Genomic DNA, 18,527 nt, shown 5'->3' on the forward strand with positions numbered 1-18,527 from the left:
ATTGAGCGGTTCCGTTCGATCGGCGCCCTTCATGGGGAAAGTGGGAAAATTTCAGGCCGGACTGGGACGAGTCGTACCCCGTTAACCCGCCGATTCCAATGACGAACGACGATGGCGGAATGGAATTTTCCACTCACCAATTGATGTCGATATTCCATCATATATATTTACAGATAATATATTCTATTATAAGGCAGTTGGAACGGGCGTTCGCTGCCGGCCAGTTCGACCGCCCTTGATAAGGAGAGATAAGATGCGCATGAGGGGTTGTTTATTGGGCAGCGTCGCGAGCTTGGCCGCGCTACCCGCCATTTCGACATTTGCACAGGCGCAGGACGCCGTGCCCGAAGCCGCTGTGCAAGCCGGACAGTCGACTGCCGCGTCAGCCAATTCAGCGCCAACAGGCGCGCAGGTTGACTCATCAGGCCAGGGGTTGAAGGACATTGTCGTAACAGCTCGCCGCCGGAGCGAGAGCGCGCAGACGGTGCCGGTCGCTGTCAGCGTCGCATCGGCCGAATCGCTGGAACAACATCAGGTTCTCAACGCCTACCAATTGGTGAATCTGACCCCAAGCTTACAAACCCGGTCGACCAACCAGCAGGCTGGTGCGGTAAACTTTACGATTCGTGGCGTCGGTACATCCGTCTTCGGACCCCAGGTTGAGCAAAGCGTTGGCATTGTGATCGATGATGTCGTCATGAGCCGTCCTCAGCTTGGGAACATCCAGTTCTTCGACCTCGAACGCGTTGAGGTTCTCCGCGGCCCGCAAGGTATGCTGTTCGGCAAGAACGCAGCAGCGGGCCTGATCAACATTGTTACAGCGCAACCGCGACTAAATCAGTCCGAATTTCTCGCGAATGTTCTTTATGGTAACACTACGGCGCCCGGAAACGGCAACGTTGCCACTTTGCAAGTTGCGGGCAACACGCCGCTGAGCTCCAACGCCGCGCTCCGGCTTTCCGCCTTCGTGACGCGCCAGGACGCCTTTGTGGAGGACATAGCGCTTCGGCAAAATCTCGGAAACACTGCCTATGGCGGTCGTCTAAAGCTTCTTTGGGAACCGAGCGACGCGCTGCGTCTGACACTTGCCGGTGACTATCAACAATCAAACGGGCCAGGTGAAGGCGTGCTCGTGCGGCGATTCAACGCACCTGGCGGATTGATCGAGGCCATCGATGCGTCCAACGGCATCGTTGCATCGCCCAGAAACACGGCCATGGCGACGGATGTCAGAAACGAGAATGACTCTACCGTCTATGGCGTATCGCTCAAAGCGGAATGGGATATTGGCGGCGGATATACATTGACCAATGTCCTGGCGCATCGCCGTTCACGCATGCGTACGTCCATCGACACCGATACTACCACCGCTGATCTTTTCAACACCAATACGGGCGGGCTTACCCGTCGCCAGACGACGGAAGAGTTGCGGCTGACTTCGCCAAGCGAGGGACGTTTCAGCTATCAGCTTGGCTTTTTCTACCTGGATCTTCTTGCTCGCGAATATTTGTTACAAGGTGCAAACCTCGGCATTCCGGTCATTGTTCCAGGGCTTTCGAACTTCGGAGGTTATGCCGACGGGAATTCTCCGACGAAAAGCTATGCGGGATTTTTCGAAGGACAATATAAGCTCAGCGACAATCTACGCGTGACTGCAGGTGCCCGCTACACGCATGATGACATTCGTTATCATATCAGTCTTTCAAATCCGGCAGGGGTCATCGGGCTTTATGGACCTGCGTTCTCCCTCGATCGCCGGGTCAAGGAGAATAACCTCTCATATCGCCTAGGACTGGACTATAGCATCAGCCCGGATGTGCTCGCCTACGCTACATACACCCGGGGGTATAAGGGTCCGACCTTCGATCAACTTTCCGGATCTGCCGTGAACCCTGAAATTCCTAAAAGCTTCGAAGTCGGTGTCAAATCAACGCTGTTCGACCGCAAGCTTCGTCTTAACGTCGCAATATTCGACACGACGTTTAGCGGTTTCCAGACCCAAGCACAGCGGCCGGGAACTGCAGCAGGGTTCACGACGCTTAACGCGGGCAAGCTGAAATCCCGCGGTGTGGAAGTGGAATTCACGGCTCTCCCGTTTGAAGGGCTGACGATCAGCGGCGGCACCACATACAATGATACGGAATATCGGAACCTGTCGGGCGTGCCCTGCTATACAGGGCAGCCCGCGGGAACCAGCGGCACCAATGTCTGCTTGCCAAATGGCACGACAGATGTGAGCGGGAACCAACTCGAGAACGCGCCGAAATGGACCTCAACGATAACAGCCCGTTACGAGCATCCCGTTTCCAGTAACTGGGTGGGATTCCTGCAAGGGGATGTGTATCATCGCAGCGCCTTCAGCTTCAGCCAGACGCGTGACCCACGCCTTAGGGTCCGTGCGAACGCCATCGCTGGCTTGTCAGCAGGTGTGCATACAGCGGATGACAAGCTTTCAATCGCTGCCTTTGTCCGCAATCTGTTCGACAAGCGGGTCCCCAGCTATATTTTCGCTGATCCGGTGTCTGCCTTCTATGTCGGTCCGACAGGCCAGAGCGACGCGGCTCTTGGCGGCAATTATTGGCAAAGCTTTGGTCCAAACTCCTTCCGGACTGTCGGGGTGAGTTTGAATTATAAAATGTAAGTTGATGTCGAAACCATTCGAAAGAGGATGGGAAATGCTGCGGGTCCCTCAGTCAAGCGGCTGAGGGGCCGTCTTGATGAGCTGCTGAAACGGCATGCGAAGAAGACTTGGACATATTGGCAGCGCTTATAGTTGCCCGATGGAAGGATGCCCGCAGTGGCTATCGAAGGAAGCGGATCAAGCTTAGTCAGTCCTGGGTTCTCAAGAATGCGGAGTACGCGACGTCTTGCGGTTCTGCTTTTCCTTGCATACGCATCGCTGATCGCTGTTTTTCAGGGCATCCTGAACGTCCTGCTTCCGCAGGTCGTTGCAAGGCTTGCTCCTGACGCCAAGGTGGGCACCTTGGCGTTCCTTTCCACAGGCGCGGCGATCGCGGCTGTCATCGCCCTTTTTGCTGGAGGCGCGGTATCAGATCGCACCAGGTCCCGTTGGGGTAAGCGCACGCCCTCCCTCCTGATTGCCTTGTTCGCGAGCATTGCGCTCATGCCTCTGGTCGGAGGCGCGACCTCTCTTCTGCAACTGACAGTCTTGCTGCCTCTCTTGTGGTTCACGCTCAATTATTACCAGTCTGTGCTGCTTGCTGCTTTGCCTGACCGAATTCCCGCGCACGAGTTGAGCTTTGCGTCGGCCGCAATTGGATTGGGCGCCCCTGTAGGGATTTTCGCAGGCATCAACATCGCCACAATGGCTGCCAATATAATGACGGGCTATATATTTCTTGCGATCCCGCTGACCATCCTGACATTCGTTCTGATCGTGTTGGAGCCGGAAGACTCGTCTCTTGAAGAGCCGGTGAAAGAGCGGCAAAACTTCAGCTGGAAAAGCTGTTATGCTCAATTTGGAAGCTTCGCACATCGCAACTATTCGCTCGCAGCGATATCAAGAGCGCTGCTCTTCCTCTGTTATTTCAGCGTGACCGGTTATATATTTTACCTGCTTCAAGACTATGTGGGACAGGAACAACTTCCATACCAAAGCATCAACGCGGGAATGAGCATCTTCTCCAGCGTGATGACCGCCGCTTGGCTTCTGGTCACCGTCCTCACAGGGTGGCTCTCTGGCCGCTTACCGCGAACCGTGCTGATTGTAGCCACAGTGTCGATCCTTGCGGGCGTCGTGACGTTGCTGCCAGCTCTTTCGAATAGCTGGATCATGTTCCTTATTTTCGGTCTTGGAACGGGCATCATGTTCGGCAGCTATTTCGTCCTGGACCTGAAGCTTGCTACCCTCGTGCTGCCTGACGAAAAGACCGCAGGCAGGGACTTTGGCATTCTGCTCGCCGCTGGTTCGGCGCCCGGCGTAGTGGCCCCGGCAGTGGCAGGCGCCATCATTGCCGTGAGCGGCTATCCGGCTCTCTTCCTCTTTGGTGCGGGCGTGGCTTTTATTGGCGGCCTGTGCGTGGCGTTCATCAGGCTTCGGTGATGCCGCAGGCGCGCTTCAGGTCGACCTGATCCCTGGTACGAAAGTTACAAGATTTCCTTTTGCAAGGCGGTGATCATGACTGGAGAACAAGCCACCCGCCGAGCGGAAGAAGAGGCTCCGTCGGCTTATGCATTTCCGCTCCTGCTGAAGCATTTGCTGGCGTCAGGAGTTGCACGCGCTCCCGAGCAGGAGATCATCTACCGCGATATCGCACGGTTCGATTATCAAACGCTTGCCAAACGTGTAGCCAAATTGGCCAACAGTCTTTCAGACCTTGGGATCGGCGTCGGCGACACGGTGGGTGTGCTCGATTGGGACAGCAACCGCTATCTGGAAAGCTACTTTGCCATTCCCGGCATCGGAGCGGTGCTGCACATGGTGAATATTCGCCTGTCTCCAGAACAGATATTGTACACAATTAACCACGCGCGCGACGATGCTCTTCTCGTCCATGCCGATTTCCTTCCAATGCTTGAAGGCATCTGGGACCGTATCGAAAATGTTCGTGCTGTCATAGTCCTGACCGACATGGACGAAATTCCGGCGACTGCATTGCCTATCAAGGCGGAATATGAAGCTATGCTGTCCATGGCGGAAAGCGAATATCTCTTTCCAGATTTTGATGAAAATATGCGCGCCACGACTTTTTATACAACAGGCACCACCGGCCTGCCCAAGGGCGTGTTCTTCAGCCATCGCCAACTCGTTCTTCATTCCCTCGTGCTGGCCGGATCCATGGCAGCTGCTCCGGTTCAAGGCCGCCTGCATCGTAGCGACATATATATGCCGATCACCCCGATGTTCCACGTACATGCTTGGGGATTGCCATTCATCGCAACGATGCTGGGGTTGAAGCAAGTTTATCCGGGGCGCTATGCTCCCGCATCCCTGCTCGCGCTGCAACAGGCCGAGGGCGTTACCTTTTCGCACTGCGTGCCGACCTTGCTCCAGATGCTGCTGACGTCTGCCGAAGCGACCGACATCGACCTAAGGGGCTGGAAGATCGTCATCGGCGGGGCTGCACTGCCCAAGGCCCTGGTTCATTCTGCGCTTGAGCGGGGTATCGACATCTTTGCAGGCTATGGCATGTCTGAAACTTGCCCGGTCCTCAGCATAGCACAGCTGACGGAGGAGCAATTGGCGGACGAGTCCGCGGAAATGGTGGAAGCACGCACGCGTGCGGGAAGGCCGGTGCCGCTCGTCGATCTGCGCATCGTCGACGCGGACATGGAACCGCTTCCAGGCGACGGGAAAAGTGCCGGAGAAATCGTCGTGCGGGCTCCCTGGCTGACGCAAGCCTATTCAGGCGATCCGATATCTTCTGCGATGCTATGGGAAGGGGGATATCTGCATACGGGCGATGTCGGCGTGCTCCACCCTGATGGGACGCTGCAGATCACCGATCGTGTCAAGGATCTGATCAAGACGGGAGGAGAATGGATATCTTCTCTGGAGATCGAAGATCTTATTTCTCAACTCGAAGGTGTCAGCGAGGTGGCGGTGATCGCCGTACCTGATTTCAGGTGGGGTGAGCGTCCGCTCGCGGTCGTTGTGCGGAAAGCCGGTTTTGAATCGCTGACCGAAGCTATGGTCAAAGCGCACATCAAGACATTTTGCGAACGCGGCCAAATCTCGAAATGGGCAGTGCCTGAGCGGGTCATGTTCCAAATCTTGCTGGAGAAGACGAGCGTAGGTAAATTGGACAAGAAGAAGCTTCGCGAACAATATTGCGCTTCAAAATTATCCAATCATTCCGGTTGATGGCCACCTATGCGGGGGGTGTCGTGCACGCGCTGGCGCGACGCCTCCTCTCATTTCGAACAAACGCCGGAGTTGAGATCACTTTGCAGGCATATCCAATAAACCACGGTCCTTCATCCAGGCGAGCATCTCCTTCGCCCACATGCCCGCAGCCGCAGTCTTCGCGTTCATCCCGAAGCCATGCCCGCCCGTCTCATAAAAGTGAGCTTCGATCGGACGCTTGGCCGCCCGCCACGAATTAAGGAGGCCAAGCTGCCCTCGTGCGAAGATGGGATCGTCCAGCGCCAAGGCGAGGAAAAGCGGCGGTGCATCTGCCGGAACGGCAATTGCTTCGGGAGAACCGTAGATTGGAACAATGAAGTCCGGACGATCCGTCTTTTCAGGTGCCAGACCAACCCCCATGGTCAAAACCGCGCCAGCGGAAAAGCCCAAGAACCCAACGCGCTGGCGATTGATGCCCCAAGTTGCGGCGCGGCTACGAACCAGCTTAAGTGCGGCCAGCCCATCTTCAAGAGCCGCACGGGGAAGCGTAGGCGCAGTCCTGGGAAAATTGGAGGGGGCGGTCATTTGCTTCGCCGCTTGCATCATCATGGCTTCGAACGCCCTGGCGTCGCGCGGCGTGCCCTCGGTGCGATATTTGAGCACAAAAGCGGCGATGCCGCGCGCTGCCAACCATCGCGCAGCGTCATATCCCTCATTATCGATAGATAGATATTTAAATGCTCCGCCGGGTGCTACAATCACGGCAGCGCCCGTTGCCTTGCCAGCGGGCGGGAGCACGGGCGTTAGCGTCGCTCTGGACACATTGCGCACGCCGCGCACACCGAACACCATGCCCCGTTGCTCAGTGTCGGGGCCGGACGAAGTACCCAAGGGGATCTCGCCGGATGTTTCCCGATCATGAATGTCCGTTGCCTCAGGAGATCTATGCGGCTGATGTTGGGCTAAGGCCGGGGCGCCGCTCCCAGCCATGGCTATGAGTAGGGAGATCAACGCGGGGGGACGCTTCATCATTTTCTCCTAAGCAAGAAGGCTGCGAATAAAGGAAGCAGCTTCAGTGCGGAAGATATATTCCATATGCTGCAATAAAAATATATATATTCACAATTCGCGCCTCTCGGAAGAGGGTTGCCGCAATCGCCGCCACCCTCCTCCCTCCCATCTTGATACGGTACCGCAATGACCGATAAGATGGCAAGCCACTGATTCAAAAGAAGAATATTTCAAATCAGCAACAACTGGAAATTTCATGTTGCAACATGGTTTGACGTAATCATCATTCTAGTCCATATTCAGTCAATAGAAATAAGAAGGAGGAGGGGTATGGTGAACGTGAGAGGAGTTTTGCGCGCGGCGCTTCTAAGTGGCGCGGCATTTCCGTTGGTTGCGCCAGCCGCCGCTCAAGGCGTGGACCAAAAAGTCTTGCCTCCCGATGTTCAGACCGCGGCGGTCGGCGAAATCATTGTCACCGCGACGCGGCGTGCCGAGCGTCTCCAGGACGTCCCGATTTCAGTCACAGCGGTTCGGGGCGAGGAGTTGGCGCGTCAAGGCGTGAACGATCCCGATCGGTTGTCAGCGGTTTCGCCAAGCTTGCAGACGCAAAATGGCGGGGCCAAATCGCAGGGTAGCAATTTCTCCATTCGCGGTGTCGGGACAACCAGCTTCCAACGCACCATCGACAGCAGCGTGGCGTTAGTCATCGATGACGTAGCTCTGGCGCGAACGGAAATGGGCGTCGTCAACTTCTCTGACGTAAGCCAGGTTGAGGTCCTCAATGGCCCCCAAGGCATGCTGTTCGGACGAAATGCATCAGCTGGCCTGGTTCACATCCGCACGAATGATCCAGTCATTGGTGAGGCGAGCGCGCGCGTGAACTCGGAATATAGCGACCTTCATACGGGGAATGACACGCATCAGTTCCGCGTCAATGGCATATTGAATCTGCCAGTTTCGTCCGATGCCGCCGTTCGCTTGAATGCATATTACCGAGACAATTCTCCTATTCTCAAAAATGTCGTCCCCAATCCACATCTGGATCTTGGCCTGCGCCAGATAGGCGGGTCCGGCAAGCTTCTTTGGAAACCGAACGATCGATTGTCGATCTATATCGGTGGTGACTATATGAGCTCCAAGGGGCTCAACACCGGTGCATCGTCGATCAGATCAGTATCGCCCGCCAATCCCATCGCTCCCATCCTTGCCTCGGCGGGAATTGAACCCGGGCCAGGCAATACCCGCGTCAGTTTTGACACCGCGTCATTTGAAAATTCGAAAGTGGGGGGCGCGCAGATCAAGGTCGAATATGATCTTGGAGACGATATTCAGCTGACCAACATAGCCGCGGCCCGTTTCTATAAGGTGGATGTGGAGTTCGACCCTGATTTTCTCCCAGTCCCTTTACTCGACAGGTTTACGGAACCTAAGAAATTTCGGCAGTTCTCAGACGAACTGCGGGTTGCTTCGACGGGCGGAGGGCCGATCGACTATCAATTTGGCCTCTATGTGCTGAATGCGCGTATTCGCCAGTCGAACTTCATCACAGGCAATCTGGGATCGACGCCGCCGCCCGGCATTCCTTATCTACTCGGAAACTCAGTGAATCAGGTCCAAAATCTGCGCAGCTATGCAGGCTTCGGTCAGGTCACTGGCAGGCTGACGGACAAGCTACGGCTCATTGGTGGTGCTCGGCTGACCTACGACGAAGTGGACATTCAATATTCTTCAGACGGATTGGGCGCGCCCATCCAGATCATTCCCGTCGCGGACACGCCCACCGTCGAGAGACATAATACTGACTTTTCTTGGCGGGGAACGCTGCAATATGACGTGTCGCGTGACAACATGGTCTATGCTACCGCATCGAGAGGATATAAGGGGCCTGGATTTGCCCAATTCTCGACAATATATGTGCGTCCGGAGATTTCCCGCCATTATGAGCTGGGTCTAAAATCCCAGTTCTTCGACAAGCGGGTTACATTCAATGCCGCGTTATATCATACGTCGTTCCGTGATTTTCAAGCGCAAGCGTTCGACCCAGGAACACTGTCTATCTTTGTACAGAACGCAGGCGAACTGGTAACGAAAGGCTTTGAACTTCAAATTGCTGCGCAACCGATTGACGGGCTAACCATCTCAGGTGGCCTTTCTCATGCCAATGCGAGGTTCAAGGAATTCAAGGGCGACATATGCTATGCTGGCCAGCCAGACTGTGTTGGCGGGGTGACGGATTCGAGCGGACGTCGTCTGCCCAACGCGCCCGCTTGGACTGGATTGGCAAGTATTCGCTACGAACGGCCCGTCAGCGCAAATCTGGTAGCGAGTATTGGCAGTTCGCTCTACTCCCGTTCTGCGGTCAACTACTCGTCAAATGGGGACCCAGCAACAAGGCAGGAGGGCTATACAACGGTTGACTTCGACTTGGGCCTTAGGGCTGCTGATAGCAAGTGGCGTTTTAGTGTCTTCTGCCGCAATTGCACCGATAAGCGCTTCGTTGGGTATATCCAGGGCGCCCCTCTCACTGGGGGTGTCTACACGCAGCAGTTCACCTACGGGTCGTTCAGATCGATCGGACTATCAGCCGAGTTGAACTTCTAGGAAGGTCAGTTTTTCCCCAAATCCAGCAGGGACCGATCGGCCCGGCTTCCGTCAGGGAGCCGGGCGCATGCAGACGCCGTTCCAATGCCGTGCTGAGAAGGTCTGCTTTCGTCGGAACCGCCCATTCACATGTCCGACAGCAACGTTCCTGCTATTGTGATCCCGGTCATTTGCACTAACCGGCTTAGGACGCGCTTAAACATCAACGTTGCGCGCCTTGCGACCGGGCCATAATAGCAGGCCAGCGGGAGCAGCGGTTGTGAGACGGAAGACAGAGGCTAAGCGCACACAGATACTCGAAGGCGCTGCACGCGTCTTCGAACAGCGGGGATATCACGGCACCACGCTCAACGACGTCGCCCGTGAAGTCGGCTGCTCCAAAGTCACGATCTACAATTATTTTGAATCGCGTGAGGATTTGCTGAAGGCCATCATCGTGCAGGGTTCCCGCCCCACGATGGACTATCTGGCGGCCGCTCTCCAGGGCGAAGGCAGTTTGATCGATCGACTTAAGACATTCGCGCGGACTTACCTTATTCTCGTCATGAATGATTACTCCCTGGCGATGATGCGGCTCATGATCGCGGAGAGTGCGAACCATAAGTTTTCCCAGATATTCGCGGATGGGAGCGAGCATGACATCTGGCAGCATGTCACACTTGCCATCGAAGGCTGGACGCGGGGCTGCTCACCCTCTGTCGATGCAGGTGAACTGTCCAAAACCTTACGATCGCTTCTCCACGGTGGCTCGCATTTTCAATGCCTGATCGGCGCTCAGGCAACGCCGCAGATAGAGGCGCTGCTCGCAGAGGCCGACACCGCAGTCGACCTCATCTCGACCCGCCTGAAAGTTTAGAGCGCGCTGCGTTTAATCGGACGCAGGTCGCGCGCTCTGGTTTTTTCGTTATCGCGTCGTTTTAAGCGCAAAACCGGTTCCCACTTTTGCGCACGATGCTCTAATTCCTCCTACAAAAAGCCTCTTGACCGCGCTTCCTTAAACTGTACTCATGGGTTCATAATAGAACAGTTCAGAGAGGATGCGTTGGGATGATCTTTTCACCGTAGCTGCACTCCCCAGCCAAATTTACTTCTTTTGCAACGGTAAACACACCGGCGGCCATCGACCGGTGATCGGGCCACTGTGCCCGGAACAGGGGGGATTATATGCGCTTCAATCGTATCTCGCTTCTTTGCTCAGCGGCCACCGGCGCCCTCATCCTGGCCTTGCCGGTGGCACCCGCCTCTGCGCAGTCCGAAAGTGGCGCCGCGGTGGTGACGGCCGATATCATCGTCACGGCACAAAAGCGTGAAGAGCGGCTTACCGACGTTCCGCAGTCGATCAACGTAGTGACCGGGCAGGACATAGAGCGCTTCAATCTGACCAACTTCTCTGACATCCAGAAGCTTGTACCCGGCCTCGATGTCAGCGGTGGCACCGTTTCCCTGCGCGGCGTCAAGTTCAACACGTTGACGCTGACCCGACCGACCGTGGATGTCTACTTCAACGAGGTGGTGTCGGAACGCGCCGCGCAGATCCAGGCGCAATATGACGTCGGCCAGATCGAAGTCCTGCGCGGCCCGCAGGGGACTCTGCGGGCGGGTACAGGACCGTCGGGTGCAATCCTTATCGCCTCCCGCCGCCCCCTGCTCGACCGCGCCGATGGCTATGCCATGGCAAGCTATACCGATCTGGATGCCCTGAACATCCAGGGTGCGGTATCGATGCCTATCGTCGAGGGTTCGCTCGCCCTGCGCATCGCGGGCCTGTACGAAAAAGGGCGCGGCGCGGACATCCGCAACGTCGTAAACGGACAGCGGGATCGGTCCAGGACCAGCAGCGGGCGTGCCAGCCTGACGTGGCAGCCCAATCCCGACCTGCGCTTTGACCTCGTTCATCAGCGCCTGCAAAGCCGGGGCAGATCTAGCGCCCAGGTGGAAGGATCAGGTGAATTTGGAACGTTCAGCGCTTCTGATCGCGCATCGGTCGCTGACCTTGCGGGCAGGGTCGAGACCGACACGCAGATCACGACCCTCAATGCAGTCTGGGACTTTGCAGGCCACCGGCTAAGCTATACCGGCGGTCATTCCAAGGCGCGTTTCGGCACCACATCCGATAGCGACTCCGGGAATGCCTTATTAACCACGCCCTTCGGCCGGATACCCATCGCACTGTACACGGACACGATATCAGATCAGCGCGACTGGACGCATGAGGTGCGTATCGAACGGACCGGCGACAATTTCTGGAACTATCGTCTGGGCATCTTCCGCCGGAGCGTCGAGCAGAACGTCAATGTCCTGATCGACTTCACCGGCGCCAATGGCAACTGTCGGACAACGCCGGGGCCACTCGCTGCTTTCGGGCTGCCCTGTACCTTTGTCGATACCTCGGGCTCTCCATCGCAAATCGAAATGGGCTATTTCATGACCCATACCTTCAACCTGTCGCATCGTGACAAGGTCGAAGTCGGCGTAAGGCGTGCAGTCACGGACTCGGCAAAGGCCTGGACCGGCAGCGCGAGCTATACGCATAAGTTCAACGAGAACCTGACGGCTTATGCGAATTGGGGGCGCGCTTTCCGGCCGGGCGGAGACGAGGAATATCTGGTCCTGTCCAATCCCCAGATCCCTGCGACCGAGTTCGGATACGATGCGGAAACGTCCAACTCCTTTGAAGTCGGTTTCAAGGGTTTGTTCTTCGACGAAAAACTCAGCATTGCTGCAGCAGTCTTCTATCAGAAGTTCAACGGCTATATTTCCAACGTCCAGGGCATCGTCTGCACCGGCAATCCCGCGGGCATAGGGCTGATCCCAGGAACGGTCTTCGCGACGCAAGACGGCCTGCCGCCAAATGGCACCAACCCTTGCGGGACCGGATCGCTTGGTCCGACCTTCAACGGCGATGCAAGCGCGCGCGGCGTCGAGTTCGATGCGCGCCTGGCGATGGCAAAGGGCTGGATGTCGCAACTGACTGTCAGCTACGCCAATGCCCATTTCGACGACGCAGAAATCCCGTGCAACGATTTCAATGGTGATGGCGAGGCTGACTCCCAAGGGATTCCTGCGGTGCAGGCAGGCCGCTACTTCAGCCGTTGCACGTCACGCGCATCCTTGGGCGGTTTGCCGAAATGGCAAGTCAGCGCCAACACGGAATATACCGCTGCCCTGTCGGGCGGCCTGGATGGCTTCGTGCGGCTGCTGGCCGACTACTCGCCAGCCGCCCGCGAGCCTGCTGATGGACGCCGCGTTCCATCTTCCTTCCAGGTCGATATGTTCGCCGGTTTGCGTCTCGACAATGCGAACGCCTCCATCGAACTCTTCGCCCGCAATCTCCTCAACGAACGGAAAAGGATGCCGGGCGGTGGCGAAATCTACAGCCTGTTCGGTGCGCCGACCGGATATTTCCCGGTGAGCATCGGACGCGGCCGCGAAGTCGGCGTACTTGGGCGGGTGTCCTTCTAATGGCCTTTATGGGACGACAAATAATGCGTGGTTCAATCTCGTCACTCGCCTTCTTGCTGATGATCGGCGGTGTCCAGCCCGGCCATGCAGCTGCGAGCGTCGGGGCGGGCGCTACGCTGACCGTCAACGATGCCGATGGCCTTGGCCGGGTCGGCGACAAACGCCTCTCGCTGGCCGAAGCCATCCGCCTGGCGAATGGCAGCCTGACCCTTACGCAATTGAGCAAGGCCGAGCGGCGGCAGGTGCGGGGATCGCCTGGGCCTGCGGCTGCTGATCTCATCCGCTTTTCCGTGCGGGGCGATGCCGTTCGCCTTCCGGTTCAGATATTGGCCAAACCCGATCAGCCCTTCGCTCCTTTGATCGTCAACAGCCTGATGCCGATACTGCGGGACAATGATGGCGACACGATCGGCGGAAGGGGCGTGAGACTCACCAACGGCGCAGATGACATGCGCGACACGGTGAACGCTGCCCCCCTTTTCAAAGGCGCGCCGATCGGCGGACTTGGCCTTATCGTGGAAAGCGCCAATGTCACCATCAAGGACGTGGCGTTCGAGCGGTTTGCAACGCCGCTTTCCTTCAGGCCCGCCGCTGGTAAAACGGTGCTCTCCGGCATGCGCGTCACCGGCAACAAATTTCATAATGGCGGCGGCATCACCTTCAGCGCGGTCACTGCCGCCGGGGAGCGTGGCACGCTCCGCGACCTTGTCATCAGCGACAATGATTTCCGCGGGCCGCGTCAGTTCGGCGAGGAATTTCCCAGCATGCTGCACAGCGCCATGTCGATCGTGGGCGTCGATAACGGCGTCAAGGACACCAGCGCCTCCGCTCCCGACGGCGTGATCGAAGATGTGACGATTGCTCGCAACAGCGTCAAGGACTTTGCAGGCGGAGTGCATGTCATGCCGCTGCAGACGGTGTTCGCGCCCAATCGGGGCGCCCGGCTGTCGCGCCTCACCGTAGCTGGCAACGACATCGCGCTGCTCGACGAAGCGACGGACCCCGCCATCTACCTCTGGGGGGCGGTGGCCGTGAACGGCCATGCATCGGACGTATCCGTCTCTGACGTACTGGTCGAAGGCAACAAGGTCGTCGGCAACGGCTTCATTGTCTTCATCGCGGGCGTGGAAGCGTTGATGGGGGGTGAGCAGCCTCCCCGTAACATTCACATGAAGGGCGTCCGTGTGCAGGGCAACCAGATCAGCCCACGCAAAAGCTGCTCCGTCGGCATCGCCACCATCGGCGGGTTCCCAGAGATGAATGGGCCGCCGGTGACTGAAATTTCCGTCAGTGACGTCGAAGTGTCCGGCAACACGGTCGCAGGGTGCGCAACGGGGCTGCTGGCCTCTCCCGTAGTCAACGTCGGCGCGCCGGGGAAAAGTACCGGCAACATGGTTCGCGGCATCAGATATGACGGGAACACCATCACGGGCGCAAAGACCGGCATATTGGTGGCCGGCGGCGCATTGATCGCGGCTGGCGAAGTCAATGGCTCGGCCGATATCGTGCGCAATCATGTCCACGACGTTCAGGTTATGCGCAACAGCATCGATGCCGACCAGGCTGGCATATTAATCGCGGGCGGCTATGTCGCGAGCAAAGTGAAGGGTCATGTGACCGACAATGAAGTCCAGATCACCCGGATTGCTGACAACAAAGGTACAGGCACTACTCCCTTGTGTCGGGTGGCCGACCAGTTCACCGACGGGGCCGCTCAAGCAGAGGTCCATGGCAACCACGTCATCGCGCAAGGAACCAGTTGTGGGCGATAGGGACTGGCCCGCAGCCGGACGCCCGGCGCCTGCTTCACCGGTCAGGTCTTATAAGCCCGTGCAGATCAACTTCAATTCGATATAGTCATCGATGCCCCAGTGGGAGCCTTCGCGCCCAAGGCCCGATTCCTTGACGCCGCCGAAAGGCGCGACCTCCGTCGAGATCAGTCCGCTGTTAAGGCCGACCATTCCATATTCCAGCGCTTCCGAAACGCGTATGCTCCGACCCAGATCCCGCGTGTAGACGTAGCTGGCAAGGCCAGCCGGAGTGTCGTTGGCCATCGCGATCGCTTCAGCCTCGCTTTGGAACCGTACCAGACCGGCGACAGGGCCGAATGTTTCCTCCCTGCAAAGCAGCGCGTCGGCGGAAACATTCGCCAATACCGTGGGAAGGAAGAAATTGCCTTCGCCTTCAATCGCGTGACCGCCTGTCAGGATATGCGCCCCGCGCGCCACGGCGTCGTCGATATGGGCCGATGCCTTGGCCACTGCCCGCCCGTCGATCAGCGGCCCCTGGTCCGTGGGTCCGCTCATGCCCGCGCCCACCACGAACTGGCTGACCCGTTCGGCCAGGCGCGTCGCAAAGGCTTCGAAAATCCCATCCTGAACCAGAAAGCGGTTCGCGCAGACGCAGGTTTGGCCGGTGTTGCGAAATTTCGACATCAGAGCGCCTTCAACCGCGCTTTCAACATCTGCGTCATCGAAAACGATGAAGGGTGCGTTGCCGCCGAGTTCCAGGGAAACACGCTTCACTGTCGACATGCAGCGTGCCGCCAGCATTTTGCCCACGCCCGTCGAACCCGTGAAGGTGAATTTTCGCACTCGCGGGTCCGTGGTCAGGATTTCCCCGATCGGCGCTGCGTCGCCGGTCACGACGTTGAATATCCCGGCGGGCACCCCGGCCTCTTCCGCCAACATGGCGAGCGCCAGGGCCGAAAAGGGTGTGAGCTCGGATGGCTTGAGCACCATCGAGCAACCGGCGGCCAAAGCGGGTCCGGCCTTCCGGGTGATCATCGCCAGGGGGAAGTTCCAGGGCGTGACGGCGGCGACGACGCCAACGGGTTCCTTGCGCACGGCAAGACGGCGATCGGACGCGTGGGGCTGGATCAGTTCGCCATTGATCCGGCGCGCTTCCTCCGCGAACCATTCCAGAAAAGAGGCTGCATAGGCGACCTCGCCTTTGGCCTCGGCAAAAGGCTTGCCCTGCTCCAGCGTCAAAATTGTCGCCAGATCGTCCTGGTGCGTGAGCATCAACTCACCCCAGCGCCGCAAAATGGCGCCGCGCGCCTTTGCAGCCAACTTGCGCCAATCGACCTGAGCCCGCCAGGCGGAAGCGACCGCCTGTTTTGTTTCGTCCGCGCCCAAATTGGGCACAGCCCCCAGTTCAGAGCCGTCTGCGGGATTGGTGACGGCGATCTTCGCCGTCCCCTCGACCCACTGCCCGTCGATGAAAGCCGCTTCCTTGAGCAGGTCCGGTCGAGACAGAGTGTGAGGGAAGGTCACGCCGCCTCCCTCGCGACAGCTGTCAGTGCCTTCTCCAGAATATTCAGGCCTTGTTCCAATGTTTCGTCCTCGACAGTCAGCGGCACCAAAATTCTTATAGCCTGACCGGACTGGCCGCAGCTTAGCAATATCAGCCCATGTTCGAGCGCGCGAGAGCAGACACGCTTTGCCTCAACGCCGTCGGGCTGGCCCTGTTCATCGACGATGTCAAAGGCAATCATCGCTCCGGGGCCGCGCAGGCCGGTGATCTTCACCAGATTCTTGTCCTCAGCGAACAGCGCAATGCGTTCGCGAATTCTGTGGCCGATAACATTGGCACGATCGAGGAGATGCTCATCCTCGATCACATCCAGCACGGCCAAGGCTGCGGCCAGCCCGACGGGAGAGCCGCCATAGGTGCCCCCCAGACCGCCTGGGCCGATGACGTCCATCACATCAGCGCGCCCTATGACCCCGGAAATCGGAAAGCCGCCGCCCAGCGACTTCGCGACGGTAAGGAGGTCGGGCTTGATCGGCATATGTTCAATGCCGAACATCTTCCCCGTTCGCGCGAAGCCGGTCTGAACCTCGTCCGCGATCACCAATATGCCGTGACGACGACGGATATCATCAAGCGCCTGGAAAAATTCAGGCGGCGGGCTGTGGAAACCGCCTTCGCCCTGAACCGGCTCGATAATGAAAGCCGCGATGCGTTCCGGTTCGATGTCGGCCGCAAACAGGAAGTTGAGAGCCTTGAGCGTTTCCTCAATGCTGACTCCGGTGGTCGGGCTGGGATAAGGGAGATGGTAGATTTCCCCCGGAAAGGGTCCAAGGCCCCTTTTGTAGGGCGAAACCTTGCCGGTCATGGCGGACGTCAGCAGGGTCCGGCCATGGAAGCCGCCCGCAAAGGCGATGATGCCGGGGCGGCCGGTGGCGGCGCGTGCGATCTTGACTGCGTTTTCCGTCGCTTCCGCGCCGGTCGTGAAAAAGATGGTTTTGGCATCGCCATCGACGGGCGCCAAAGCGTTCAGCCGCTCAGCCAATTCGATATAAGGCGGATAGGCAACCACCTGAAATGCAGTGTGCGTATATTTGTCGATCTGGTCGCGAACTGCCGCGATCACCCTGGGGTGACGATGGCCCACGTTGAGAACCGCGATCCCGCCCGCAAAATCAATATAGGCATTGCCTTCGACGTCCCAGATGGTGGCGTTCTCGGCCCTGCTGGCGATAATATTGGTGGCGGTTGCGACGCCCTGCGGAATGGCTTCCTTGCGACGGGCGTTATATTCGGCGTTCCGCATCTGACGACCTTCATGATGGTTTCTGGAATCTGTCCTGATGCTGACACATTAGGAAATTCCGCATCCCGGAAGCAGTTGCTTTCGGCGGCCGCATTGGTAACCTCAGGTCACCATCCACTCCTATGGCTGAACGCGATGAATTCACCATTGCCTCCTTTCTCCGCTCTCAGGGCCTTTGAGGCAGTGGGCCGATTGGGCGGTATCCGACGAGCAGCGAAGGCCCTTGGCGTAAGCCATGCCATAGTGAGCCGTCACATAAGGGGGCTGGAAGAGCGTTTGGGCGTTACCTTGCTGGACCGGGAAAGCGGGCAGCTGACAGCGGTCGGCGTTGATTATCATGGCCGTTTGGTGAAGGTTTTCAATGAATTGAGGGAAGCAACGGATGCCGTTCGGGGCAGGACCGATGGCAAGCTTGTGATATCCTGCGTCGGGGGGTTGGCATTGCATTGGCTGGCTACGCGGCTCGCAATGTCTTCGGGTCGGAACGGAATGCCGCCGGTCGATCTTCGCTCGGAAGAAGGGCTCCTTGATCTCTCGAACAACGCCGTTGATGGCGACATTCGATATATTGGCGATTGCCAGACGCTGGACCGGAAGCGCGGTGTGCGAACGCTTGAACTGGCGAGGCCGCATGTTTTTCCGCTGGCCTCGCCGATGTTCGTCTCTCGCTGGGGCGACAATATCCGATCGGCGGAAGACCTGGCTACATTGCCGCTGATCGAGGAACGCAGCGATGTGGAATGGCGCATGTGGATGAAGGCGCAATCTATCGATCTTCCGCCGAACACCCCGACCGGCAGATATGGTCATGCCCATCTGGCGCTGGCCGCCGCGCGCGCGGGCCAAGGGATCGCGCTTGGCAATCACTATCTCATTGCCGAAGATCTTGCGGCGGGTAGACTGGTGAAGGTGGTGCCTCGTGAAAAGGAATTCGTGCCTGTGACACTGGGAGCCTATGTTTTCAGGGGTCCCGCCAATCGGTGGTCGGACCCATCAATCGTCCGTTTCAGGCGCTGGCTAGCGGCGCAATTCAGCGCGGACCCGGCATATTGATGCGTCTTCAACAGGCTGGCCGGGATGTGTTTGCCT

General features: G+C 58.0%; 11 protein-coding genes. 8 read left to right on the forward strand and 3 right to left on the reverse strand.

Annotated elements, in window-relative coordinates:
- Positions 1-253 precede the first annotated feature (253 nt).
- The 3 genes from ACZ5YV_RS16625 (at position 254) to ACZ5YV_RS16635 (ending at position 5,824) form a co-directional block, all read left to right on the forward strand.
- Positions 254-2,641, forward strand: a complete 2,388-nt coding sequence (locus ACZ5YV_RS16625) for a TonB-dependent receptor (protein ID WP_464789483.1) — start codon at positions 254-256, stop codon at positions 2,639-2,641.
- A gap of 156 nt (positions 2,642-2,797) precedes the next feature.
- Positions 2,798-4,063 carry an MFS transporter gene (locus ACZ5YV_RS16630; RefSeq protein WP_464789484.1) on the forward strand — a complete coding sequence of 422 codons (1,266 nt, stop codon included), beginning with the start codon at positions 2,798-2,800 and terminating at the stop codon, positions 4,061-4,063.
- Positions 4,064-4,138: 75 nt separating this feature from the next.
- Positions 4,139-5,824, forward strand: coding sequence for a long-chain fatty acid--CoA ligase (locus ACZ5YV_RS16635; protein WP_464789485.1), 1,686 nt, complete (start codon positions 4,139-4,141; stop codon positions 5,822-5,824).
- 78 nt (positions 5,825-5,902) lie between these two features.
- On the opposite strand, the gene ACZ5YV_RS16640 is transcribed toward ACZ5YV_RS16635, so the two are convergent.
- A complete protein-coding gene (locus ACZ5YV_RS16640; RefSeq protein WP_464789486.1) occupies positions 5,903-6,697 on the reverse strand; it encodes an alpha/beta hydrolase in 795 nt (264 codons plus the stop codon).
- Between the two features lie 450 nt (positions 6,698-7,147).
- Here ACZ5YV_RS16640 and ACZ5YV_RS16645 point away from each other — a divergent pair, with 450 nt between their 5' ends.
- From ACZ5YV_RS16645 to ACZ5YV_RS16660, 4 genes are all read left to right on the forward strand, one after another.
- Positions 7,148-9,418 carry a TonB-dependent receptor gene (locus ACZ5YV_RS16645; RefSeq protein WP_464789487.1) on the forward strand — a complete coding sequence of 757 codons (2,271 nt, stop codon included), beginning with the start codon at positions 7,148-7,150 and terminating at the stop codon, positions 9,416-9,418.
- A 259-nt stretch (positions 9,419-9,677) separates the two neighbouring features.
- The gene (locus ACZ5YV_RS16650; RefSeq protein ID WP_464789488.1) at positions 9,678-10,274 is read left to right on the forward strand and encodes a TetR/AcrR family transcriptional regulator; all 597 of its coding nucleotides are present in this window, start codon (positions 9,678-9,680) and stop codon (positions 10,272-10,274) included.
- Between the two features lie 308 nt (positions 10,275-10,582).
- Positions 10,583-12,880 carry a TonB-dependent receptor gene (locus tag ACZ5YV_RS16655; protein ID WP_464789489.1) on the forward strand — a complete coding sequence of 766 codons (2,298 nt, stop codon included), beginning with the start codon at positions 10,583-10,585 and terminating at the stop codon, positions 12,878-12,880.
- 23 nt (positions 12,881-12,903) lie between these two features.
- Positions 12,904-14,652, forward strand: coding sequence for a hypothetical protein (locus ACZ5YV_RS16660; RefSeq protein ID WP_464789490.1), 1,749 nt, complete (start codon positions 12,904-12,906; stop codon positions 14,650-14,652).
- 48 nt (positions 14,653-14,700) lie between these two features.
- Here the strand turns inward: ACZ5YV_RS16660 and ACZ5YV_RS16665 are convergent, their stop codons facing one another.
- Both ACZ5YV_RS16665 and gabT read right to left on the reverse strand, forming a co-directional pair.
- Positions 14,701-16,155, reverse strand: a complete 1,455-nt coding sequence (locus ACZ5YV_RS16665; RefSeq protein ID WP_464789491.1) for an NAD-dependent succinate-semialdehyde dehydrogenase — start codon at positions 16,153-16,155, stop codon at positions 14,701-14,703.
- Positions 16,152-17,438, reverse strand: coding sequence for a 4-aminobutyrate--2-oxoglutarate transaminase (gene gabT, locus ACZ5YV_RS16670; protein ID WP_464789492.1), 1,287 nt, complete (start codon positions 17,436-17,438; stop codon positions 16,152-16,154). The genes ACZ5YV_RS16665 and gabT overlap by 4 nt, the downstream gene beginning before the upstream one ends.
- Positions 17,439-17,573: 135 nt before the next feature.
- Here gabT and ACZ5YV_RS16675 point away from each other — a divergent pair, with 135 nt between their 5' ends.
- Complete coding sequence (locus tag ACZ5YV_RS16675; RefSeq protein WP_464789493.1) at positions 17,574-18,491, forward strand: LysR family transcriptional regulator; 918 nt, start codon at positions 17,574-17,576, stop codon at positions 18,489-18,491.
- Positions 18,492-18,527: the final 36 nt, after the last annotated feature.

The organism is Sphingobium sp. TomTYG46 (assembly GCF_055396345.1).

Excerpts from the sequence above, each read along its gene's own strand:
- ACZ5YV_RS16645 (WP_464789487.1), top strand. The coding sequence starts at position 7,148 with ATGGTGAACGTGAGAGGAGTTTTGCGCGCGGCGCTTCTAAGTGGCGCG.
- ACZ5YV_RS16675 (WP_464789493.1), top strand. The coding sequence starts at position 17,574 with ATGAATTCACCATTGCCTCCTTTCTCCGCTCTCAGGGCCTTTGAGGCA.
- ACZ5YV_RS16655 (WP_464789489.1), top strand. The coding sequence starts at position 10,583 with ATGCGCTTCAATCGTATCTCGCTTCTTTGCTCAGCGGCCACCGGCGCC.
- ACZ5YV_RS16660 (WP_464789490.1), top strand. The coding sequence starts at position 12,904 with ATGCGTGGTTCAATCTCGTCACTCGCCTTCTTGCTGATGATCGGCGGT.
- ACZ5YV_RS16635 (WP_464789485.1), top strand. The coding sequence starts at position 4,139 with ATGACTGGAGAACAAGCCACCCGCCGAGCGGAAGAAGAGGCTCCGTCG.
- ACZ5YV_RS16625 (WP_464789483.1), top strand. The coding sequence starts at position 254 with ATGCGCATGAGGGGTTGTTTATTGGGCAGCGTCGCGAGCTTGGCCGCG.
- gabT (WP_464789492.1), bottom strand. The coding sequence starts at position 17,438 with ATGCGGAACGCCGAATATAACGCCCGTCGCAAGGAAGCCATTCCGCAG.